Annotated in this window: 22 protein-coding genes; 1 reads left to right on the forward strand and 21 read right to left on the reverse strand. The window is 67.7% G+C overall.

Features of this window, described 5'->3' with window-relative positions:
- Positions 1-2 precede the first annotated feature (2 nt).
- The 8 genes from AC51BJ_RS16410 to egtD form a co-directional block, all read right to left on the reverse strand.
- Entirely contained in the window at positions 3-314 is a 312-nt protein-coding gene (locus AC51BJ_RS16410) for a hypothetical protein (RefSeq protein WP_430433462.1), read from the reverse strand.
- 46 nt (positions 315-360) lie between these two features.
- On the reverse strand, positions 361-1,107 hold the full coding sequence (locus AC51BJ_RS16415) for a hypothetical protein (RefSeq protein ID WP_496280948.1): 747 nt from the start codon (positions 1,105-1,107) through the stop codon (positions 361-363).
- Positions 1,108-1,133: 26 nt separating this feature from the next.
- The gene (locus AC51BJ_RS16420; protein WP_496280949.1) at positions 1,134-2,297 is read right to left on the reverse strand and encodes a hypothetical protein; all 1,164 of its coding nucleotides are present in this window, start codon (positions 2,295-2,297) and stop codon (positions 1,134-1,136) included.
- 136 nt (positions 2,298-2,433) lie between these two features.
- Complete coding sequence (gene treS, locus AC51BJ_RS16425) at positions 2,434-5,784, reverse strand: maltose alpha-D-glucosyltransferase (RefSeq protein ID WP_496280950.1); 3,351 nt, start codon at positions 5,782-5,784, stop codon at positions 2,434-2,436.
- Between the two features lie 11 nt (positions 5,785-5,795).
- Positions 5,796-7,817: an alpha-1,4-glucan--maltose-1-phosphate maltosyltransferase gene (locus AC51BJ_RS16430; protein WP_496280951.1), complete on the reverse strand. Its 2,022-nt coding sequence runs from the start codon at positions 7,815-7,817 to the stop codon at positions 5,796-5,798.
- Positions 7,801-9,741 (reverse strand): 1,4-alpha-glucan branching protein GlgB, encoded by a 1,941-nt coding sequence (gene glgB / locus AC51BJ_RS16435; protein ID WP_496280952.1) that lies wholly within the window; start codon positions 9,739-9,741, stop codon positions 7,801-7,803. Before glgB ends, AC51BJ_RS16430 begins: the two co-directional genes overlap by 17 nt.
- Before the next feature lie 9 nt (positions 9,742-9,750).
- The gene (locus AC51BJ_RS16440; protein ID WP_496280953.1) at positions 9,751-10,173 is read right to left on the reverse strand and encodes a hypothetical protein; all 423 of its coding nucleotides are present in this window, start codon (positions 10,171-10,173) and stop codon (positions 9,751-9,753) included.
- A 44-nt stretch (positions 10,174-10,217) separates the two neighbouring features.
- Positions 10,218-11,300: an L-histidine N(alpha)-methyltransferase gene (gene egtD, locus AC51BJ_RS16445; RefSeq protein ID WP_496280954.1), complete on the reverse strand. Its 1,083-nt coding sequence runs from the start codon at positions 11,298-11,300 to the stop codon at positions 10,218-10,220.
- Between the two features lie 196 nt (positions 11,301-11,496).
- Here egtD and AC51BJ_RS16450 point away from each other — a divergent pair, with 196 nt between their 5' ends.
- Positions 11,497-12,537 carry a glycosyltransferase family 9 protein gene (locus tag AC51BJ_RS16450; RefSeq protein WP_496280955.1) on the forward strand — a complete coding sequence of 347 codons (1,041 nt, stop codon included), beginning with the start codon at positions 11,497-11,499 and terminating at the stop codon, positions 12,535-12,537.
- Here AC51BJ_RS16450 and AC51BJ_RS16455 read toward each other — a convergent pair.
- From AC51BJ_RS16455 to AC51BJ_RS16515, 13 genes are all read right to left on the reverse strand, one after another.
- Positions 12,470-13,588: a glycosyltransferase family 9 protein gene (locus AC51BJ_RS16455; protein ID WP_496280980.1), complete on the reverse strand. Its 1,119-nt coding sequence runs from the start codon at positions 13,586-13,588 to the stop codon at positions 12,470-12,472. The genes AC51BJ_RS16450 and AC51BJ_RS16455 overlap by 68 nt on opposite strands.
- 5 nt (positions 13,589-13,593) lie before the next feature.
- Positions 13,594-13,860, reverse strand: coding sequence for a hypothetical protein (locus AC51BJ_RS16460; RefSeq protein ID WP_496280956.1), 267 nt, complete (start codon positions 13,858-13,860; stop codon positions 13,594-13,596).
- The gene (locus AC51BJ_RS16465) at positions 13,857-14,591 is read right to left on the reverse strand and encodes a DUF4254 domain-containing protein (RefSeq protein WP_496280957.1); all 735 of its coding nucleotides are present in this window, start codon (positions 14,589-14,591) and stop codon (positions 13,857-13,859) included. The genes AC51BJ_RS16460 and AC51BJ_RS16465 overlap by 4 nt, the downstream gene beginning before the upstream one ends.
- Positions 14,584-14,931 carry a DUF2795 domain-containing protein gene (locus AC51BJ_RS16470; RefSeq protein WP_430433451.1) on the reverse strand — a complete coding sequence of 116 codons (348 nt, stop codon included), beginning with the start codon at positions 14,929-14,931 and terminating at the stop codon, positions 14,584-14,586. The genes AC51BJ_RS16465 and AC51BJ_RS16470 overlap by 8 nt, the downstream gene beginning before the upstream one ends.
- Positions 14,932-15,317: 386 nt before the next feature.
- Positions 15,318-15,872 carry an NADPH-dependent FMN reductase gene (locus tag AC51BJ_RS16475; protein ID WP_430433450.1) on the reverse strand — a complete coding sequence of 185 codons (555 nt, stop codon included), beginning with the start codon at positions 15,870-15,872 and terminating at the stop codon, positions 15,318-15,320.
- Between the two features lie 16 nt (positions 15,873-15,888).
- Entirely contained in the window at positions 15,889-16,176 is a 288-nt protein-coding gene (locus AC51BJ_RS16480; RefSeq protein ID WP_430433449.1) for a hypothetical protein, read from the reverse strand.
- 155 nt (positions 16,177-16,331) lie between these two features.
- Positions 16,332-16,628 (reverse strand): hypothetical protein, encoded by a 297-nt coding sequence (locus AC51BJ_RS16485; RefSeq protein ID WP_430433448.1) that lies wholly within the window; start codon positions 16,626-16,628, stop codon positions 16,332-16,334.
- A gap of 277 nt (positions 16,629-16,905) precedes the next feature.
- Positions 16,906-17,565, reverse strand: a complete 660-nt coding sequence (locus AC51BJ_RS16490) for a TetR/AcrR family transcriptional regulator (RefSeq protein ID WP_304003105.1) — start codon at positions 17,563-17,565, stop codon at positions 16,906-16,908.
- A 145-nt stretch (positions 17,566-17,710) separates the two neighbouring features.
- Positions 17,711-18,739 carry a hypothetical protein gene (locus AC51BJ_RS16495; protein ID WP_430433445.1) on the reverse strand — a complete coding sequence of 343 codons (1,029 nt, stop codon included), beginning with the start codon at positions 18,737-18,739 and terminating at the stop codon, positions 17,711-17,713.
- Between the two features lie 17 nt (positions 18,740-18,756).
- Entirely contained in the window at positions 18,757-19,668 is a 912-nt protein-coding gene (gene flgL, locus AC51BJ_RS16500; RefSeq protein ID WP_496280958.1) for a flagellar hook-associated protein FlgL, read from the reverse strand.
- 10 nt (positions 19,669-19,678) lie between these two features.
- Positions 19,679-21,058 (reverse strand): flagellar hook-associated protein FlgK, encoded by a 1,380-nt coding sequence (gene flgK, locus AC51BJ_RS16505; RefSeq protein ID WP_430433443.1) that lies wholly within the window; start codon positions 21,056-21,058, stop codon positions 19,679-19,681.
- Positions 21,055-21,477 (reverse strand): rod-binding protein, encoded by a 423-nt coding sequence (locus AC51BJ_RS16510; protein ID WP_496280959.1) that lies wholly within the window; start codon positions 21,475-21,477, stop codon positions 21,055-21,057. Before AC51BJ_RS16510 ends, flgK begins: the two co-directional genes overlap by 4 nt.
- Before the next feature lie 2 nt (positions 21,478-21,479).
- On the reverse strand, positions 21,480-22,631 hold the full coding sequence (locus AC51BJ_RS16515; RefSeq protein WP_496280960.1) for a flagellar basal body P-ring protein FlgI: 1,152 nt from the start codon (positions 22,629-22,631) through the stop codon (positions 21,480-21,482).

Genomic DNA, 22,631 nt, shown 5'->3' on the forward strand with positions numbered 1-22,631 from the left:
GCTCAGCGCCAGTGCCAGCGCGCGCTGCGGTGCATCTTCATGCCGAGGCAGACGCCGACCGCTGCGCTGAGGAAGGACGCCAGCGCGAGGGCGGTGAATGGACGCGCCTGCACCCGCTCGCGGCAGTGCTCGCTCACGTGCGAAAGCTGTTCGCGGCAGCGCTGCAGCCGCGTCGACTCGCTGGCCATCAGTTCCTCGCCGGCGTCGCCACCGTAGTCATCGACGATGGGGTGGCCGGTGTCACCGGCGTAGACCTTCACTTCGTCGGTCGCGCGCGGCGTGGCTTCGGTTGCACGGGTGCTCGGTGTACTCATCTGTTCGTCCTCCTGAGAAAAGGCGACCTGTGGGCCGCGGTTGCCGTCAGTCCAGATCGTCGACGACGGCGCGTTCAAGCCAGCCCTTCACCTGCTGCGCGTGTTCCTGCTCACGGGCGAGCGCCTCGCGGAAGGGCTTGATCAGTTCGTCCTGTCCGGCCGAACCGGCAAGGCGGATCAGCAGATCCCAGCCGGCGCCGTCGGTCAGTTCGACCGACAGGAGGGTGTCGAGGCACTGGGCGATCGTCGTGCGCGGATCGCTGAGCACCTGCATGGCGCCGCTGCTGGCGACGCCGATCACGTCGGCACACGGGGTCTGCGCGGTCGGATCGGCGCCCAGTCCTTCCAGCGCCGAGGTCACGATGTGCATGTGCTCCAGTTCCTCGTCGCGGATGTGCTTCAGTTCGGCGATGGTGAAAGGCAGCGCGACCTCCGCCTGCACCGCCTCGGCCTTGTCGATCAGGGCCTGATAGAGGCGCACGCCGGTGCGTTCGTAAGCGAGGCGCTCGCCCAGCTTGTCCACCAGCACCTCCGGACGATGGCCGGTCAGCTTGGACAGGCCGGTCGCCAGCACGCCGGTCAGCGTGGTCGGTATCGGAACCGAGCCGATACGCTCGGCCTCTTGCACGAACTCGGCGCGCACGGCCGCTATCGAACGCCCTTCGAGCACGCCGTCGATGTGCGCAGGTCCGGACGGGGACTGTTCGTCGGCGAAGGCCTGCATGTTCTGCACCGTATGCAGCGAGGTCTGCGCGCCGGTGCGGTTGAAACCGCTGCGGGTCACGTTCTCCATGTTTCGTACTCCTTGTCGGCGGACGGTCACGCCGCGCGGGCCAGCGGACGGTTCAGTTCGGTACCGGACGTCCAGTGATAGGCGGCGGCCACTTCGGTCGACGGCGAGCCGTCGGCATTGACGCGCTCCCGATAGGCGATCGACGCCGGGTTCTCCTGCTCGAGCGGCACGAAGTCCGGGCCGCTGGCGCGCAGGTCCACCTCGGTCGCCAGCACTTCGCGCACGAACTCGCGCTGGCTATGGAAGGGCAAGGGCGCCGGCAGTTCGCGCGACAGCACCTCGGCCGGGTCGCGCCGCTCGTGCTCCTTCATCAGCTCGCAGACGAGGTGGAGGTGGCCCAGCTCGTAGTCGCAGAAGCGCTCCCACATCGCGCGCAGCCGCGGATTGCTTTCCGATTGCGCGCAGCTGTAGTAGCCATAGACCTCGGCCGCCTCGTGCAGCAGCCACAGCTCGAGGAAGCTCTGCCGCGGATTCAGCAGCGAACCGTACTGGGTCACGTGCTGTTCCTCGATTGACGCGATCTCGGCGTAGAGCTGACGCGCCACCGGGTCGGCGAAGGTCGGCCCTATCGTCATGTAGTAGTCGTGCGTCTGGTATTCGGCCGCGGTGATCATGGTCGCGTGCAGCTTGGACAGCAGATCGGCCTTCGCGCCATAGGGGTGGCGCAGGTCGTCCTCCGGCGCGCGGTGTTCGTCCACGGTGGGGCGCCCCGGCACGATGTCGGTATTGCCCTGCAGGATGTTGTTGGCGTCCTTGCCCTCCATCCGGTCCAGCAGTGCCGAATAGCGGTAGAGGTGATCGAAGTCCTCCAGCAGGCCGAAGCGGTACACCTGCGCCAGGTGGGGATCGGGCTCCTGCTGCGCCACCGCCGCCGTCACCTCGATGGCCACCTGCTCGTAGGCGATGGTCGTTTCGAGCGGCGAGTGGTCGGCGCCGATCAGCCAGTTCACCGCGGTCGCCTGGTGCTGCTCGATACGCCGCACGCGCGCCAGCGGCAATCGCAGTTCGGCGTTCATTCGTGCCCCGATATGCGACAGGCGCAGGGCATCCAGTTCGATGCCGTTCATCAGGATGATGCGGACGCGCGTGAACGCCTCGTCGTCGAGCTTGCTGATGGGCTGGCCTGCCATCTCCTTCCAGCTCAGTCCCTGCTTGTCGAGCGGCACGCCCTTGTGGTCGAGAAGATTCATCTGGGGTCTCCACTTCTTGCGAAGAAACACATGTCGGAATGCAGCGGCGAAGCGCTGCCTGTCCGGATGCCTGCAAGGGGTGTTCCCGCCGCGACCTAAGGCGGGTGCGGCGCCCGCGCGCCGTTTCCGGTAGGAATTACAGCGCGGGAAACGTTTTTTCCGCTCCGCTCGCTTCGATCAGTGCGGCCAGCGGCAGACCGACCATGTCAGGGCGGTTGTCCAGTTCGTAGCGCAGTTCGTAGAGCAGGCGTTCGAGCGAGAAAAGTTCGAGGAAGTCGCCGGCCGCCGCGGGCAGCGAATCTCCGCCCGAGTAGCCATTCAGGAAGGCGGCGACCGCGTCGGCACAGGCCGCGGTCGCCATCGTCGCCAGTTCGCCCGCGCGCTCGGGCTGGGTGTGCAGCACCCGCTGCGCAGCGGTCCTGATCGCGTAATCGATCGAGCGGATCATGCAAGCGACGTCGCGCAGCGCGAGTTGCTTGCCGCGGCGCGCGTCCACCGGGCGTGCCGGCTCGCCCTCGAAGTCGACGATGACGAACGCCTCCTGCGCGCGCAGCACCTGACCGAGATGAAGGTCTCCATGGATGCGGATGCACTGCATCGCGCTCGCGTCGAGCGGCAGCGCCATCAGCTGCTGGCGCAGCACCTCGCGCTGGGCGAGCAGCAGGGCGACGTCGTCGGCGGTCTGGCGGTCGATGCGGTCGCGCGCACCCTCGAGCTGAGCGAAGCTGCGCTCCAGTTCAAGCAGCACGCGCTCGCGCATCGTGTGCGCCTCGGCGGCGGCGAGCGGCACCGGCGCAAAGGCCGGATCGCTTCCGGCATCGGTGAGCGCAGCGTGCAGATCGGCGACAGCCTTGCCCAGCGCGCTCATCTGCAGCGTGAATATCCGGTTCAGCCCCGGATATTCGTCCATCGGCTCGACGCTGCCCGGCCAGGCATCGCCGGAGAACATGCGCGCGAAGTGTTCGAGCGCGTAGTCCCACGCCGTACCCTGGTTGTCGACGCGCTGCTGAGCGATGGCCAGCGCACAACGCCGGCCATCGGCGGCCTCGTACTCGACTGCGCCGGCGAGCTGCGGCGTGCCCGGAAAGCCGCGCGCAGCGAGAAAGCGGCCGATCTCTATCTCTGGATTCAGACCGGGCTGCAACAGCCGGTAAGCCTTCAGATAAAGACGCGGGCCCATGAACACGCCGGTATTGGTCTGGTCGGCCGCTGCCGGCCGGACCTCGTCGTCCGCCGCCGGCCGCAGTTCGGCCCAGCCCGCCTCGCGATGGAACACCAGCTTGCCGCCGGCCAGCGGCAGCGTGTCGGCGCGTTCGAGCGCGTCGGCGAAGGTTCGGCAGAACAGCGCGTCGGCGAAGGCGTCGTACAGCAGACCCATGCGCGCCTGCTCGCGCACCCGGGCCAGCGCCGCGCCGCCGACGCGGTCCACCGGGTAATCGGGCTCGTCCTCCCACGCCGTCGCCAGCGGCAGGAAGTAGAACTGGGGCGCAACCTCCGCGAAATCGACACGCAACACCGACAACAGCCATGAACCGCCGTTGGCGCGCCACTCGCGCACTTCGTCCAGACTGACCCGTGTCGGCGTCGCCGACTTTGCCGCGAACCAGCGGCGCGTGCGCAGGAAGGGCAGCATGGCTTCATCGAGCAGGCGTTCGCGGTTGCGCCGCGCGATGTCGCTGCGCACCGTGCTGCCGCCGTCGCCGCCGACAAAGGTTTCCCAGCCGTGGGTCAGCACCAGGATGGGCAGATCGGGCTGCGGCATGCGGTCTTCGTGCCACTCGGGCGGCGGCGCCTGCGCCGACAGTTCGAAGGCGTAGAAGCCGTGACCGGGCAAGGTGAGCAGATAGGGCAGACGACCGACCGGCGGAAAGGCCGCGCGTCCGCTGATTTCCATCGGCACCCTGCCCTCGTGCCGCGACAGATCGAGTTCGACCGCCTGCGGCGTGCGCGCGAGATTGGCCACGCACAGCACGCGCTGCTCGTTGCCCTGCTCGTCGACATACTCCCGCAGATAGGCCAGCACCTTGCGGTTACCCGGTTCGAGGAAGACCAGCGAACCGCGTCCGAAGGCGCGCAAGCTGCGCCGCATCGCGATCAGGCGGCGGGTGAAGTTGAGCAGCGAATGCGGGTTGCGCGCCTGCGCCTCGACATTGATCGCGTGGTAGCCGTAGACCGGATCCATGACGGGCGGCAGGTAGAGCTGCTGCGGGTCAGCGCGCGAAAAGCCGGCGTTGCGGTCGGACGTCCATTGCATCGGCGTGCGCACACCGTTGCGGTCGCCCAGATAGACGTTGTCCCCCATGCCCAGTTCGTCGCCGTAATAGACGATGGGCGAGCCGGGCAGCGTGAACAGCAGGAAGGACATCAGTTCGATGCGGTCGCGGCTGTTCTCCAGCAGCGGCGCCAGGCGGCGACGGATGCCGACGTTGAGCCGCATGCGCGGATCGTTGGCGAAGAACTGCCACATGTAATCGCGTTCGCGATCGGTCACCATTTCCAGCGTCAGTTCGTCGTGATTGCGCAGGAAGATGGCCCACTGGCAGTTCTCCGGGATGTCCGGCGTCTGCCGCATGATGTCGGTGACCGGATAGCGGTCCTCCTGCGCCAGCGCCATGAACAGCCGTGGCATCAGCGGGAAGTGATAGGCCATGTGGCATTCGTCGCCGTCACCGAAATACTCCCGCACGTCCTCCGGCCACTGGTTGGCTTCGGCCAGCAGGACACGGCCGCGGTAATGCTCGTCGATGACGCGGCGGATTTCGCGGATGGTGGCGTGCGTCTCGGCCAGGTTCTCGTTGTTCGTGCCCTCGCGCTCGCGCAGATAGGGCACCGCGTCGAGCCGAAAGCCATCGACGCCGATGTCCAGCCAGAAGCGCATGGTGCGCAGCACGGCGCGCAGCACGCGCGGATTTTCGAAGTTGAGGTCGGGCTGGTGACTGAAGAAGCGGTGCCAGTAATAGGCGCCGGCCACCGGGTCCCAGGTCCAGTTCGACGTTTCGGTGTCGGTGAAGATGATGCGCGTACCGGCGTAGCGCTTCGGGTCGTCGCTCCACACGTAATAGTCACGCTTGGACGAACCCTTGGGTGCGCGGCGGGCGGCCTGGAACCACGGGTGCTGGTCCGAGGTGTGGTTGATCACCAGTTCGGTGATCACGCGCAGGCCACGGCGGTGCGCCTCGCGCACGAAGTGGCGGAAGTCAGCGCGTGTGCCGTAGGCCGGCAGCACGCCGTGGTAGTCGGCCACGTCGTAGCCGTCGTCCTTCAACGGCGACGGGTAGAAGGGCAGCAGCCACAGCGTGTCCACGCCAAGATCGCGGATGTAGTCGAGCTTCTGCGTCAGACCGGCGAAATCGCCGACGCCGTCGTCGTTCGAATCGAAGAAGGCCTTGACGTGCAGTTCGTAGATGACCGCGTCCTTGAACCACAGCGGGTCGTCGGCCGGCTGTGGGTGGAGCGGGCCGGCGGCGCCGGCGTCGATTCGGTCCATGGCGCCTCCGGTCAGAGGTAGTAGTCGAAGTCACGCTCGCTGCGCACGCGCCGGCGAACCTGGAACACGTGCGCCGGCAGGCGCTGCGGATCGAGCCGGACGAAGTTGCGTCCCGGCGCCCATTGATAGCGCTCTCCGCCGAGCAGGTCGTGCATCTGCACGCTGCCCTCGTCATCGCTCCCGCCGTACGCGGCCGGATCGAGTTCGAGCCAGCCGGTGTGCACGTGATGCGGATCCAGATTGACGACGACGACGACGGCGTTTCCGCTCGCCGCATCGTGCTTCGCGTAGGCGATCAGCTGTTCGTTGTCGACCGGCAGGAAACGCAGGCCGCCCGGGAACTGCAGCGCCGGGTTGTCGCGACGGATGCGGTTGATGGTGGCGATCAGCGGCGCCAGCCCGTCGCCGTCGGCGTGTCCGCCCTCGCGCAGCTGGTACTTCTCTGAGTCTAGGTACTCCTCGCTGCCCGGCTCGCGCGGTCGTGCTTCCATGCGCTCGAAGGCCGGTCCGTAGATGCCGTAGCTGGTGCCCAGCGTTGCTGCCAGCACGAGGCGCGCGACGAAGGCCGGGCGACCGCCGCTCTGCAGGTACTCGGGCAGGATGTCCGGTGTGTTCGGCCACAGATTGGGCCGGAAGTAATCGCGCCCCGGCCCGGCACTCAGTTCCTCCAGGTAGTCGGTCAGTTCGGCGCGCGTGTTGCGCCAGGTGAAATAGGTGTAGGACTGGTTGAAGCCGAGCTTGGCCAGGCGGTGCATCACCTGCGGTCGCGTGAACGCCTCGGACAGGAAGACCAGATCGGGGTGTTCGCGGCGCAGCGTGCCGATCAGCCACTCCCAGAAGGCGAAGGACTTGGTGTGCGGGTTGTCCACCCGGAACACCTTGACGCCCTGCGCGATCCAGTGCCGGAAGATGCCGGCCAGCGCCTGCCACAATCCGCGCCAGTCCTCGCATTCGAAGTCGAAGGGATAGATGTCCTGGTACTTCTTCGGCGGATTTTCGGCGTACTGCACGCTGCCGTCCGGGCGCCGGCGGAACCACTGCGGGCAGTCGGTCACCCACGGGTGATCGGGCGCGCACTGCAAGGCGATGTCGAGCGCGATGTCGATGCCACGACGCTCCGCTTCTCCCACCAGACGACGGAAGTCGTCGAGCGTGCCCAGTTGCGGATGCACTGCGGTGTGGCCGCCTTCGGCTGCACCGATGGCCCACGGACTGCCCGGCTCGTCGCACCCGGCGACGACCACGCCGTTGCGTCCCTTGCGCCGCACCCGACCGATCGGATGCACCGGCGGCAGGTAGAGCACGTCGAAGCCCATCGCGGCGATGGCCGGCAGCCGCGCGATCACGTCGTCGAAGCGGCCGTGCCGGCCGCCCTCGCCCAGCGAGCGCGGGAACAGTTCGTACCAGGCACCGAAGCGCGCCAGCGCGCGGTCGACGTCGAGCGGCATCGGGGCATGGACGGCCGGCCAGCGGCGGTCCGGATGGCGGGCGGCGACCTCGGCCATGGTGTCGTCGAGGGCGAGCGCCTTCAGCGCCGGCGCGTCGGCGTGCGCGCCGTCGTTGCGCAGTCGCTCCGCCCAGCGCAGCAGCTGGTTGCGGTCAGCCAGCGCCTCGCCGGCGCGCAACGCCGCCGCCTCGGCCAGCGACGCGCCTTCGAGCGCGGCGAGGCGGATGTCGGCGTCGTCGGTACGGCGCGCCATCTGCGAACGCCACGAACGGAAGGGATCGACCCAGGCCGACACCGAATACCACCAGCGTCCGCAGCGATCGGGACGCAGCGTCGCGCGCCAGCGGTCGTTGCCCAGCGGCTGCATCGGCACCGCGTGCCAGGTCGTCGCGCTCTCGTCGTCGCGCCGCCAGCACAGCAGCGCCAGCACCGCGTCGTGACCGTCGGCGAAGCAGTTCGCCTCCACGGTGAGCGTTTCACCGAGGCTGCGTTTGACGGCAAAACGGCCGCCGTCGACCGCCGGCGTCAGGTCCGACACGACGGCGCGGATGCGGCCCTCGGCCGGGAGATCAGACAGATGATCCATGGTGTTCGTCCTCCGGAACCAGCCACAGCACCGCGAGCGGTGGCAGCGTCAGATTCAGTGACCACGGCTGGTCGTGCATCGGCACCGGAACCGCCTGGGTGCCACCGAGATTGCCGGCACCGCTGCCGCCGTAGAGCGCGGCGTCACTGTTCAGCAGTTCGCGCCAGTGGCCGCCGTGCGGCACGCCGACGCTGTAGTGCGTGCGCGGCACCGGCGTGAAGTTGCAGACCGCAAGCAGGCAGCGGCCGTCGCGTGCGAGACGCAGGAAGGCGAGCACGCTGTTGTCGGCGTCATCGGCCACCGCCCAGCGGAAGCCGGTCGCGTCGAAGTCAAGTTCGTGCAGCGCCGGGCATTCGCGGTAGATGCGGTTCAGATCGGCCACCCAGCGGCGCAGGCCGGCGTGCAGCGGCTGGTCCAGCAGAGGCCAGTCGAGCTGGCCCTCGTGCGCCCACTCGCGCCACTGGCCGAATTCGCCCCCCATGAACAGCAGCTTCTTTCCCGGGTGCGCCCACATGTAGCCGAACAGACCGCGCAGGCCGGCGAAGCGCTGCCACTCGTCGCCCGGCATGCGCGCCAGCAGCGAGCCTTTGCCATGCACCACTTCGTCGTGCGACAGCGGCAGCAGGAAGTTCTCCTGGAAGGCGTACCAGATCGAGAAGGTGACAGCGCCGTGATGGAAGCGACGGTGCACCGGGTCGTGCCGCAAATAGGCCAGCGTGTCGTTCATCCAGCCCATATTCCATTTCTGGCTGAAGCCCAGACCGCCGAGGTGCACCGCGCGCGACACCATGGGCCAGGAGGTCGATTCCTCGGCGATGGTGAGCACGTCCGGGTGATCGCGCGCGACCGCCTGGTTCAGACTGCGCAGGAAGGCCACCGCGTCCAGGTTCTCGCGCCCGCCGTAGCGGTTGGGCACCCACTCGCCGTCGCGACGCGCGTAGTCGAGGTAGAGCATGGAGGCGACGGCATCGACGCGCAGCGCGTCAATGTGGTAGCGGTCGATCCAGAACAGCGCACTCGACAGCAGGAAGGCGCACACCTCGTGCCGGCCGTAGTTGAAGATGCAGGAATGCCATTCCGGGTGGAAGCCCTGACGCGGGTCGACGTGCTCGTACAGATGGGTGCCGTCGAATACCGCCAGACCATGCGCGTCGGCCGGGAAGTGCGACGGCACCCAGTCGAGGATGACGGCCAGACCGGCCTGGTGCAGCGTGTCGACCAGGAACATGAAGTCCTCGGGGGTGCCGTAGCGCGAGGTTGGCGCGAAGTAGCCGGTGCACTGATAGCCCCAGGAGCCGTAGAACGGATGCTCGCTCACCGGCATCAGTTCGACGTGGGTAAAGCCCATGTCGCAGGCGTAGTCGGCCAGCCGCTGCGCGATGTCACGGTAGGTCGGCAGAGTGCCCTCGTGCGGCCGCAGCCACGAGCCGAGATGGACCTCGTAGATGCTGATCGGCGCGTCAGCCGCCTGCCGCGCCGCGCGCGACGCCATCCATGCGGCATCCTTCCAGTCGTACTCGAAGCGCCAGGCGCGCGACGCCGTGGCGGGGGCCAGTTCACAGAAGAAGGCGAGCGGATCGGCCTTGTCGATGACATGACCGTCGGCGCGATGGATGCGGTACTTGTAAGCGTCGCCCCGGCTTACGCCCGGCACGCAGCCTTCCCAGATGCCGGAGTCGTCGAGCCGCGCCTGCAGCGGGTGGCCATGCGACCAGCCGTTGAAATCGCCGACCACCTCGACCGCCCGGGCGTTCGGCGCCCACACGGCGAAGCGCGCGTCGCTGCGGCCGCCCTCGCCGGGCGGTGGCGGATCAAGCTGACAGCCCAGCCGTTCATACAGCCGCGCATGCGATCCTTCGCGAAAGAGGTAGATGTCGTGACCACTGAACAGGCTGCCGCCTGCCTTGCCTGCCGATTCAGTCATGCGGCGCCCTCAGCGCAAGGTACGGCCGAGCCCGTCGACCGACTTGCGGGCGCGCAGTACGAGCAGCGCCTGCCGCTCGTCGTCGATTTCGCTCAGCGTGCGCACGCCGAGCCGTCGCATCAGCGGCAGCGGCGGGCACCAGCCCTGCAGCGCGTGCTGCAGCAGGAAGCTACCGACCAGCGCAGGCACTGCAAAGAAACGCCTGCTCACGAACAGCCCGAGCAGGCAGCCGGCAATCGACGCCGATGCGGCATTCACCTCGAGGCAGCGTTCGATGTCCCACTCGCTGTCCAGTTCGGCCAGCCTGCGATCTATCGTGCCGCGGTCGCCGAGCGCGGCACGGTCGAGATTCCTCAGCGTGCGCGTGCGGATCAGTTCGTTCACGGCTTCGGATGTGTTCATCGGAACGCGTTCGGCGGTGGTCGGCAACATGGCAGCTCCTGTGGTGACGGATGGGAAAGGGGTCCGCAGCCCGCTCAGGCGGGCGACTCCAGCCAGTGCAGGCTGAACAGCCCGTCGCTGTCGATGGCGCTGAGCCGCGGGCGGAAGCCGGCCCGGGTGGCCAGCGCACGGAACGCCTGCACCGTGTACTTGTGCGAATACTCGGTGCGTATCGATTCACCTTCGTCGAAGTGCAACCGGCGTCCGGCGACATGGGCATCCTGATCGCACAGGCTCACGAGATGCATCTCGACGCGCCGGGCGACCGGGTCGTAGAAGGCGTAGTGCGCGAACTGCTCCGGCCTGAAGTCGGCACCCAGTTCGCGATTCGCGCGCACCAGCACGTTGCGGTTGAAGGCGGCCGTCGCGCCGGCAGCGTCGTTGTATGCCGCGTGCAGCCGGCTCGGGTCCTTGACCAGATCCACGCCGATCAGCAGGCCACCGCCCTGCAGCAGCTTGCGCAGGCGGATCAGGAGGGCCAGCGCCTCCTCCGCTTCGAAGTTGCCCAGCGACGACCCCGGAAAGAAGCCGACCCGCCGACGCGCCGGGTCGAGCGCGTGCGTCAGCGCTGTGTCGCCGGTGTAGTCGGCCATCAGCGGGCGCACGTCGAGGCCGGGAAAGGCCATCGAAATGGCACCGGCAGTCTCGAGCAGCGCCCCACCCGAAATATCGACCGGCACGTAGGCGGCCGGATGACGCATCACGTGCAGCAGCACCGAGGCCTTGACCGGGGAACTGGCGCCGAACTCGATCAGTTCCGCGTCCTCACCGATGCACTCGGTCAGGCGCGTCGCGTGGCGGGTGAGCAGCGACAGTTCGGCCCGTGCCAGGTAGTACTCCGGCTGCGCGCAGATCTGTTCGAACAGTGCGGCGCCACATGCATCGTAGAAATATTTGCACGGTGTGGTCTTGCGCGGCTGTTGCAGGCCGGCGAGCAGCTCGCGCGCGAAGGCGGTGCGGCCCACCGCGCCGTCGGGCGGACGCGCCGCGCCGGCAGGACGCGACACCGACACGGGCGCCAGGCGGCCGCGCCGGCCACGACCGAAGATGCCGCCACCGGGAAATCCCGCCAGCTGCGACCAGCCGGCCGGCATCGTGTCTTCTCGTTTGTCCGTCATCGCCCGTCCTTTCGCCAGTGCGGCGCCCTTGCCGCCGCGTGAAGCCGCGGAGCCGCGACCGTCGCGACCGCTCGAGGCGGCGGCACGACGGACGCGGGACTGCAGCGAGCGCAGCAATCGGCGTTCCCGGTCCGCTCTTGGTCCGCCCTCGGTCCGCCAATTGCAAGGCATCGCGGTCCGCCACCGGAGAACCGTCATGCACGCACCGCTTCTGAGTCGCATCCGTCCGCGCAACATCGTCGTGTTCCGCGCACTTCAGCTCGGCGACATGCTGTGCGCCATTCCGTCGCTGCGCGCGCTGCGCATGCGCTGTCCCGACGCAGCGATCACACTGGTCGGCCTACCCTGGGCCGCCGGACTCGCCGCACGGTTTCCGCATTACATCGACGACTTCCTGGCCTTCCCCGGATTTCCCGGTCTGCCCGAACGGGCACCCGATCTGTCGGCGATTCCCGCCTTCGTCGCGGAGGCGCAGACGCGAGGTTTCGATCTGGCCATCCAGATGCACGGCAGCGGCGGGCTTTCCAACCCCGTCGTGGCGCTGTTCGGCGCTGCGCGCCAGGCGGGCTTCGGCCTGCCGGACGAGAATGGAAGCTGTCTGCCCTACCCGACGCGCGGCAGCGAGGTCGGGCGGCTGCTTGCATTGATGGATCACCTCGGCGCGCCGTCGTCGTACCGCAGACTGGAATTTCCGCTGCTGCCGGCGGATCACGCGGAACTGGCCACCAGCGGAATCGCCTTCGCGCTCGGTGGCCGCCCCTACGTGTGCATCCACCCCGGCGCACGCGACCCGCGGCGTCGCTGGCCGGCGGAACGCTTCGCCGCAGTGGCGGACGCCGTCCACGCGCTGACCGGCTGGACGGTCGTGCTGACCGGATCGGGCGAGGAAAGAGCGCTGACGGCGCGCGTGCGCCAGGCGATGCACGCTCCGGCCATCGACGCCGCGTCGCCGATCAGCGCGGGCGCCCTGGCCGCACTGATCGGCGGCGCCCGTCTGCTGGTGTGCAACGACACCGGTGTGTCGCACATTGCGGCCGCGCTGCGCACACCGTCGGTCGTTATCTTCCGTTGCTCCGAGCTCGAACGCTGGGCGCCGGAAGACCGCATGCGCCATCGCTGCGTAATGGCGCCGGACGACGGGACGACCACCGATCAGGGTCAGGCGGAGGTCATGCGACAGATTCGCGGACTGCTTGATCGCGGCGCTCCTGCGTCCACAGGTCGAGCGTCAGCGTGAGCACTTCGTCTTCGCGGATGTCCTCGATGAAACAGGGGTCGTGCTCGCAGCGCACGGCGACGTTGTCGCGGCCACAGACCGGGCAGTCGGCGGTGACCGACAGCGCGACACGGCGGCGCTGCGCGGTCGGCGGACCGGATACGACGAGATTGACGAGCCAGTAAAGGCCAACCGTCGCCGCGCCCACCGCCTGTGCAAGATGCAGTGGACCGCTGTCATTGCCGACCACGATGCAGGCGTGACCCAGCAGTGCGGCCAGCCCGTCGAGCGACAGTCTGCCGCCGACGTCGATCGCCGGTCGCGTCATCGCCGCTGTCACGGCGGCGGTGAGCGCCCGCTCGGAGGCGTCACCCTGCACCACCACGACGGCTCCGGCGTCCGCCAGCGCGTCACCGACGCGGGCAAAGCGTGCCGGCGGCCAACGTCGTCGCGGGTCGGTCGCGCCGGGGCTCAGCACCGCCAGCGGAGCGTCCGGCAGACAGAGGACCGACTCCAGTTCCACCTCGTCACGCACCAGCACCGGCAGCCGCGGATCGAGTTCCCAGGTGTGGGCGCCGGCGAGCGCCGCCACTTCGAGCAGACGCAGACGTTCGTTCTGCAGTCTCATATAGGGCAGGGAGCGGTCCAGGCGGACCGCGTCCGGCGTGTGCAGGCCGAAGCTGTAGCGCGCATCGATCTGCCTGATGAAGGGGTTCGAGTAGCGTCCGCCGCCGTGCATCTGGAAGGCGAGATCGAAACGCCGCTCGCGCAGCCCGGCGATGCAGGCGTCGATGGCACGCGGGTCCTCGCGCGCCCCCTGCTCCGGCGGCACGCCGACGCCGGTGATCGGTGGCAGCGCCACCACGTCGTCCACCACCGGGCCGCGGCCGGTAAGGAAGCGCTTGTGCCACGGCTTGCCGAGCAGCACCAGTTGCGCGTCCGGAAAGCGCAGCCGCAGCGCGCGCAGCGCAGGCAGCGCGAAGATGAAATCGCCGAGGCCATTGGCGCGCAGCACGGCGATGCGCTCCACCGCGCCGAAGTCCAGGCCGTCGTCCGCCGCCGGATGCAGCACCGCGCTCAACGGCTTTGCTCCTGCAGCAGGCGAGGTGCGTCGATGTCTTGCCTGTCCAGCGTCGTCGGCAATTCGCGATAGCAGGCGCCCGATGGCATGAGGTCACGACCGCTGGCGTCACGCAGCCTGGCCGGGCCGAGCCACGACGCCCGCGCGTAGCCCGCGCGCAACACCGCCCTCGGTTCGCCCGGGGCGACCGCCGCCTCGCGCTCGCCCGGGTCGGGCACGCCGACACGCAATCGCGTGTGCGTCTGCACGGGCAGCGCGGTCATCGTGACAGCCAGTGCGGTACCACGGTTGCAGGTCTGGACGAGGGCATCGACGCTGATGTCCGCTCCTCTTCACGCGCCGACGCGACGACCGGGGTGTCCTTGCGTCCGTACAGCTCCGGATTCAGCGCCGGGTCGTTGTACATCTTGTACTGACGGTAGATGCGGAAGATCACGCGCCCGCTGGCCAATCCCTCCAGCAGACGGTCGAGGCAGGCCGCCAGGTCACGCCGCTGCCGGACAAGCACGTCGAGCTTGGCGCAACAACTCGCAACGTGCTCTGTGCTGGCGTCGGCGCGCCGCGTCTGCAAGCCCATATGGAAGATCTTCAGCGACAGGATGGACAGGCGGTCGACGATCGCGCCCAGCGTCTCGCTCGATTGCTGTGCGTCCGGGTGCGGTTTGACAGTGCCGACCAGCGCGCCGAGCACGCATTCGTCCAGCGCTTCCACGGCATCGTTCCGTCGCTGGTTGAAGCGGTCGATGCTGCGCTTGCAACGCACGATTTCGGCGTCCGGCACGTCGGTACGCCGCGCCTTGTCCTCCTCGCGCCACAGGGCGGCATTGCAGCGATGGTTCTCCTCGATCCAGCGCCATCCTGCAAGCTCGCGCGGAGCGAGGGGCGCACCATCGAGATACGCGTCGTGCGCGGCGATGATGTCCGCTGCGGAATAGCCGGGCACCGACGCCGGAGCCTCGGCGTGTCCGTCCGCGCCGCGTGCGGCCTCAGTCACGATCACCGACCTCCTTCGACACCGACACCGCGCTGTCGTACGCGCGGTCGGGGATGCGCAGCAGCGCTCCCAGCATGTTCTCGTCCGCGCCCTCGGCGCGCGCCCGCGCGATCAGATCGGCCCGCCTGAGCGGGTAATCGAGCCCGCCGAGGAACGTCCGTATCTGCACCGGATCCGGTATCGGCCGCCCGGCCGGCGCCTCGGCCCGCTGCGGGCCGCCGTGCGGTTGCGAAGATGTTTGCCCGTCGTACTGACCACCATGTTGCCGCGACGCCTTCTGGCTGCCCCGCTGCCTGCCCTCGTGGCCCGACCTGTCCTGTTGATGCTGCTTCACGCTCATGACCTGCTCCGCTGAAAGAGGTGACCGCCGGCACGAAGCAACCGGGGTTCCCGTCAGCAGGCGGGCGCGTGGACGGAAGGACCGCGTGAAAGGACAGTGATCGGCCGGCACGAATTACATGTCGGTCGCAGATTTTTCACCGCGGCCCGACAGACGGTGGCCCGCATTCACCTTCCTGCGCCAGGGCAGTAGAGACGTCCGCCAGCATCATCTCTGGCCGGGTGAAGACACGATGCTTGCGCTTGCCTCGACGTCGCTCGGCTTCCTGCTCCAGTGCGCGACATTGCAGCGCGACGGCCACGACGCACGGATCGATTTCGGGTGGATGCCGGCGCTGCCGAGCGCAGATCCGGTTCGTGCGCCGCGACGCGGCGTGACATCCGGACTCAGGCGGCGTGCTGCCGTACCCAGGCGGCGTAACGCTGCACCCAGGTGCTGACGAGGTCACGGCTTGCGCCCCGGGCCAGCGCGCCGTCGGCGTCAAACAGGTCGTCGCGATAGCGTAGGAAGAGCTCCGGCGCATTGAGCGCAGGCATGTCCAGATGCGACAGCACGTTGCGCAGGTGCTGCTGCGCCAGCGCCGTGCCGAGCGAGCCCGGCGAAATGCCGGCGATGCCGGCCGGCTTGCCGGCCCACACGCTCTTTCCGGCGGGTCGCGAGCCGTGGTCGATCGCGTTCTTCAGCACACCGGGGATCGAGCGGTTGTACTCCGGCGTCACGAACAGCACACCCTGCGCCTCGGCGATCGTCGCCTTGAAGCGGCTGACCGCCGGCGTCGGCGCGTTGTCGTCGTCCTCGCTATAGAGCGGCAGCGTGCCGATGTCCACCATCACGGTGTCGAACCCGTCTGGAAGCAGCTTGCCGATGGCAAGCGCCAGACGGCGATTGAATGAGTCCTTGCGCAGACTGCCGGGTATCAGTGCAACTCTGTATGACGCCATCGAACCTGTCTCCTCACTAGTGGGACGCATCCGGCGAGCCGTCAGCGCGGACGATCGGTGCATCCATGCGGGCGGTGCGGGCCGCCTTCACCATCCCGCGAACGTTCAGTGCGAACAGGCCGGCCTGCATCAGCACCAGTGCGTAGGCACCGGCATACAGACCCCACACTGCCCACAGCGCGTTGCTGGCACTGAACCAGTAGAAGCCCTGCTTGCGTCGGCGTGCCGACGTGGAGGCGACCAGCCAGGCCGCGATCAGGGTCGTCGCCATCGCTGGCCACTGCAGCAGATCGAGCGGTTCCATCGCGCCTCTCCTCCGGGATCGATCGTCGCCGTGACGCGCTGGAACGAGGCGGCGCGGCTCAGGATCGGAGGTGGCAATCCGCATACCCGCTGGATAGCGATCGACCGGCCCGCTCACCGCCGCAGCGGCGAGCGGCCGGTCGCGCCGCGGTCACGTCAGTTGCGCGGTTCCGGGGTGGTCTGGCCGGAGGCGTTCTGTTCACGCTCGCTGGCGCGTTCGGACGCCTTCTTCTTCGTATCGCGGTCGCGCACCGTCTCGTTCGAGTGCTTGCTGGGATACTGGGAGGACTGGCTGCCCTTGTCCTGCTCGGGCTCGAACTTCTTCTGGCTGTCGGACTGCTGCGCCTCCGGAATCACTTCCTTCTGGTGCTTGTTCGGATATGTCGGCTCAGCGTAGACCGACGCGGAAAATGCGGCGAGCGCAAGTACGACCATGGATCTGTTGAGAGTCACTTTGAACCTCCTGTTGTTGGCCGGCACCGTGACGATGCCCTTGCCTGCAGTCTGGCAAGTTCGTGACATCTGGATGTAGCCGTGCTCCGACAGGGTGTAGGACGGACGCCGCGCACCAGCGAATGACGGCGGCCGATGATGGCCCAAAGGCAGGCCGGTCGCGCTGTTCAGCGCCCGAGGAACATGTCGTCCGGGCATCCCTCTGTCAGACGAGCGCCCCGCTCCGCGCGCCAGGCGCGTACGCCGCAGGTACGGCGTGAGTCAGCCGCGGCGGCGTCTATGCCGCCGTTGCGCGCACCACGCCATCGACGATGTCGTCTATCAGGCAGCCACGCATCCGCTTGAGGTCCGCGAAGGGGTAACGCCCGACCGTGAGCACGCCGTGCAGGTAACCCAGCGCCTTCAGGAAAACAAGGTCGCTATGCAGGTGAATCTGCTCTGCCGCAATCGGACGGCCACATGCACAGTCGCTCACCCGCTCTCGGGTCAGGCTGAGCAGTTGCTGCGCGACGACATCCTCTTCGTCGAAGACAATGCGCTCTCGCTCGTCGTCCACGCTGGTCGACAGATACACCATGCGATAGCGCTCGGGATGCCTTTCCCAGTAGTCCAGATAGACATCCACGTGGGCCTTGAGCCGCTCGACCGGCGACTGGCTCACGTTGCTCGCCTGCTTCAGGCACTCGAACAGCTCGCAGAAGAAGTCGAGCCAGATGTGCTTGACGAGATCCTGCTTGCTGACGAAATAGCCATAGAAAGCCATCGGCGAAATGCCGACCGCCTTGGTGACGGCGCGCACCGATACGGCTTCGTAGCCTTGTCGGCTGTAGATGTCCTTGGCTTCGGCAAGGAGTTGTTCGCGAAACCTAGCCTTGCCTTCCTGGCCACGTATCCGCGAGCGTTTTTCCGGGGTCGCGAGTTTTGAATTGTTTGGCATGGGCTGAACAACGTTGGTCAGACAGCGCGTACCGGGAAAGTGTAATGAAATTGCCTCGATTTACACCAGTACAGTTTGTCGACAATCGTTTCCGCACCCGTCAATTCCGGAAATATTCCCTCGCCTTACGATGCCGGAGGCGTTCTCACCTGGCGGCAAGAAGGGCTTGCACGCGCTCCCGCCGGATACCCGCCAGGGCGCCGGAGAACTCGTTCAGGGCACGATAGCTGCGAGATTCGCCCAGCGTGGCAAAGGCGTCGGCAAAGCCCGCGGCGCGTTCGGCGGCGTTCTGCGGGAGGACGGCACCGGTACGGTGCACCGCGTCGAGCAGCACCTCATCGACCCGCTGGCGGGCAAGCGTGAAAGCGTCCAGTGCGCGGGTTGCCTGGGCAAGCGTCGCGCGCATGGCGTCGGCGTCCTCGACCGACCAGCGAACGGGATCGATACGGTCGGGCAGTGCTTCCGCCTGCACCCGGCTGAACTGGCCGGTCGGCCAGCGGATGCCGCCGCCGCGCAGCATCAGCGTGTCGCGCACGCCAGGCCAGGCCTGTTCGGCCACGCTGAAGACCAGCCTGCCCTGGTCATCGGCAGTCGCGCGCACACCGGTCGACGCCAGCGCCTGATCGATGCGGCGCACGATCTCCACGTCCGGAAGACCCGCTTCGAGTGCGACCGACGGTGTGCGCCGGCCGGCTCCCGCCACCGAAAAGCTCAGGTTCTCGCTGTCGCCCTCGCGCAGCGAAGCCAGGTCCAGTCCGCGAACGGTGAACTGACGCAGCGGCGGATTGACCGCGTCGAACGTCAGCGCCGGGTCGAGGCTGCCGGCCGTCTGCGCCGGACGCGACTGCCACAGCGCCGCGAACTGACCGATCCGGCGCTGCAGTACGACGTCACCTTCTCCTGCCGCGATCTGCTGACCAAGCAGGCTGCGCACCGACTTCAGCTGGCCGATGCCGCGATCGAGATAGTCGGCCGCAAGCTGCGCCTTGCCGACCTGCTCGTTGAAGCGCGGACTCCATGTCTTCAGCCCGGCCGATCCGGCCGGCGCGCGTTCTTCATTGCGCGTCCGCGGCGTGTCGCGCGTCGGCGGCGCAGCGTTGCCCGCGGCATGCGCCCTGCCCGGGCCGATCGCATCGACCGGACGGGCGGACGAAAGATGAGGACCGATCTGCATTCAGTGCGTACGGAAGATCAGATCGTGTCGAACAGCGACAGCGCGCTGACCTTGGCATAGGCCTTCTGCGTCGCCTGCACCGCGGTGGTGTAGCCATTGAGCTTGACCGCCGCGTCGCCGTAGTCGAGCTGACCGAGCGTGATCATCGCCTGCTTGTTCGACAGGCTCACGTTGGCGTGATTGGTTTCCAGCGTTTCCAGCGTCGTCTGCGCACCGCCAAGGCGGGCGATCTTCGCGCTGACCGCGTCCAGCCCGGTATCGAGTCCGTTCAGCGTGCCCACCAGTACCGCGCGCACCGCCGGATCGTTGGCCGTCGCACCCGGTACCTGCAGCGCGTCGATGGCCAGATCGAGCCGGTTCAGCACATCGGCCATCTCCTGCAGATGCACGTTCGCGTCCTGCGTCACGCCGTTGCCGACCACCACGCGCTGCGGATCGGTGTTGCCGGCAAAGCTGTAGCGCGTACCGACCGCCGCCGCGCCATTGAAGGCGATCGGTGCGGTGGCGGTTGCCGTACCCGAAAACAGGTAGCGCCCCTCCTGGTCGATGCTGTTCGCCGAGTACATCAGGCTGTCGCGCAGCGCGATCAGCGAGGTGCTCATCGCCTGCAGGTCCTGCGAGGTATTGGTGCCGTCGGCCGCCCACACCATCAGGTCGCGTGCCTGCATGACGTCGCGGCTCATGCCGTCCAGCAGTTCCTCGTTCTGCCCCAGTCGGCTGCGCAGCGCGCCGATGTTCTCCAGATACTGGTCGAGTGCCGCCTCCTCGCGCGTCAGCCGGGCGATGCGCACGCTGGCGATCGGGTCGTCCGACGGCTTCTGCACCCGAAGGCCGTTCGACATCTGCTGCAGGATGCCCTCCAGTCGCGTGTTCGCGTCCTGCAGGGCGGTGTTCATGGTGGCGTGGAACTGTGTGCTGGCGACCCGCATGTCCGTCTCCTCAACCCATCATCGCCAGCGTGCTGTCGAACAGCTCGTTGGCGACGGTGATCACTTTCATATTGGCCTGATACATTTGCTGGAACTGGATCAGGTTCACCGCCTCTTCGTCGTTGTTCACGCCGCTGGTGGACTTCCAGCTCTCTTCGGCCTGGTTGCGCACCGTGGTCGCCGTGGTCAGCGAAGCCTGGTTCTGCTGGCTGTCCATGCCCAGCTTGCCGATCAGCTGCGTATTGGCGTCGCCGACCCGTACCGTGCCGAGCGAGGTCACGGTGATGGGCTGGTTGCGCAGCGCGATCATCGCCAGCAGGTTGTCGCTGTTGCCGGGCTTGGTCGGGTCGGACGAGAAACCCAGGTCCTGCGGCAGCACGCCGGCCGCGACCGACAGCATCGAGGTCGAACTCGACGCGTCATAGACGAACAGCGGGCCGCCCGCGGCGCCGCCCAGCGTGTAGCCGGCGCCGAGCTGGGCGTTCATCAGCGTGGAAATTTCGGAAGCGATGTCGCCGATCGACTGGCGCAGCGGAATCAGCGTGCCGTACTCGAAATCGGCCAGTCCGCCGAGCTGCCCGCCCAGACCTTCGTCGCGCACGGCGAATACCTCGCTGGCGAACTTCAGCGTCAGCGCCTGGGTGCCGGCCGGCGTGTCCTGCACTTCGAGGCGTGAGGCCGTGGTGCCCACCACCAGCGGCTGCCCGCTCTTCAGCGACACATTGCGCGAACCATCCGGATGATTCACGACCTGGATCGACACCATGCCGGCCAGCCCGTCGATCGCCTGGTCGCGCGCGTCCATCAGACCGGAAGCATTCACGCCGGCCGCTTCGGCCAGCGAAATGCGCTTGTTCAGGTCGGCGATCAGTGCGGTGCTCGAATTGATCTGCGACACCAGCGTCGTGCGCTGCTGCGCGATCGAGGCGCGCTGGTTGGCGAGCACCGTGGTCAGGTTGTTGAAGCGCTGGGCCAGCGCGTCCGCCGCGGTGATCACCTGCGCGCGAAGCGGCACCGAGCTCGGCTCCACGCTGGCCGCATTCAGCGCGCTGAAGAAAGCGTCCAGACCGTTGTTGATGCCGGACGCGTCGTCCCCCATCACCTGTTCGAGCTGGTCGAGATAGGGTTGCCGGGTCGAGCGGTTCGACAGCTCCGACGCCGCCTGCCACATCTGCAGGTTCTTGTAGTCGTCGCTGAAACGTTGCAGCGACGACACCGCCACGCCGCTGCCGGCGGACAGCGCGCCGCTCTGCATCGGCTGCACCGAAGCCAGCACGGCGGCCTGCCGGGTGTAGCCGGGTGTCATCACATTGGCGATGTTCTGGCCGGTGGCGCTGAGCGCGGCCTGCGCCGCCAGCGTTCCGGTCAATGCGTTGTTGATCAGGCTCATCGGATATCCCGGGTCGTTGCGTGGCCGGGAGCGCTTTCCGCGTGCTCCCCTTTACTGGAGGCGACCATGGGCGCCGGCGCATTAAACGCGACCGGCGCCGGCTGCGGCAGCAACTGGCGCAGCAGCATGTCGGCAATGCCGAAAGCGCGCTGCGAAGCCATCGCGTCGGCAACCAGACCGTCGGCGAGGTCCAGCATGTCCTCGTTCACGCGGTCCTTGAAAATGCTGTCCTCGCCGGCCATTTCGCGCGTGCTGCGGCGCATCTGGCGCAACGTCTCGCTGATGAAGAAGCTCTCGAACTTGACGGCCGCTTCGGTCGCCTGCTTCAGCAAGGCGGGATCGACCTGCGGTGCGACCGGCACGGTCTGCGCCTCCGTCTGGACTGGCGCTGCGGACGATGCGATGTCGTGGATGTTCATGCTCAGATCACGATCAGTTCGCCATCGATGGCGCCAGCCTGGTCCAGCGCCTGCAGGATGGCCATGATGTCGTCCGGCGTCGCGCCGATGCTGTTCACGGTGTCGATGATGGTCTGCAGCTTGGCACCGGCCGGCCAGTTGAACATGCGTCCGTCGCCCTGCTCCACCTCGACCTTGGAACGCGGCGTGACCGCCGTCTCGCCGCGGCTCAGCGGTGCCGGCTGGCTCACGTTCGAGCTCTCGGAAATGATCACCTTCAGCGAACCATGCGACACCGCGGCCGGACGCACGGTCACCCCCTCGGCGATGACGACGGTACCGGTGCGCGAATTGAACACGACGCGCGGCGTCATCTCGCCGACCACCACGGGTAGCGCTTCGAGCTGGGCGACGAAGGCGACCCGCTGCGTCGGATCGGCCGGTGCCACGACTTCGATCGCGGTGGCATCGCGCGTCGACGCCACCTCGCCGAAACGGCCGTTGATCGCACCGACGATATTGGTCGCCGTCTGGAAATGAGGGCGCTTCAGGCTCAGCAGCACGGTCGGTCGCACATCGAAATCGGTCATGATTTCCCGTTCCACCGTTGCACCGTTCGGAATGCGTCCGGAGGTCGGCGTATTGACGGTCACGCTGGATCCGCTGCGGCCGCTCGCGCTGAGGCCGCCGACCACCAGATTGCCCTGGGCCAGCGCATAGATTTCGCCGTCGGCCGCGCGCAGCTGGGTCAGCAGCAGCGTGCCGCCGCGCAGACTCTTCGAGTCGCCGAGCGAGGACACCGTGACGTCGATGCTCTGCCCCTTGCGATAGCCCGGCGGGAACACCGCGCTGACCATCACGGTGGCCACGTTCTTGCTGCGGCTCTGCGTACCCTCCGGCAGCTTGAGACCGAACTGCTTGAGCAGGTTGGACACCGACTGCCCGGCCGACTTGACCTGCGTACTGTCGCCGGTGCCATGCAGGCCGACGACCAGGCCGAAGCCGATCAGCTGGTTCTCGCGTACGCCTTCGACACTGACCAGATTGCGCAGCGGCTGGGTTGCGGGTGCAGCGGGTACTGCCGCAGCACGGGCATTCGTCGCGGCCTTCGGCGCAGCGAATGCAGCGCCGGCCACGAGGCAGGACAGGACGGCAAGCGTCCGGCGGAAGATCAT

The organism is Methyloversatilis sp. S146-33 (assembly GCF_059552495.1).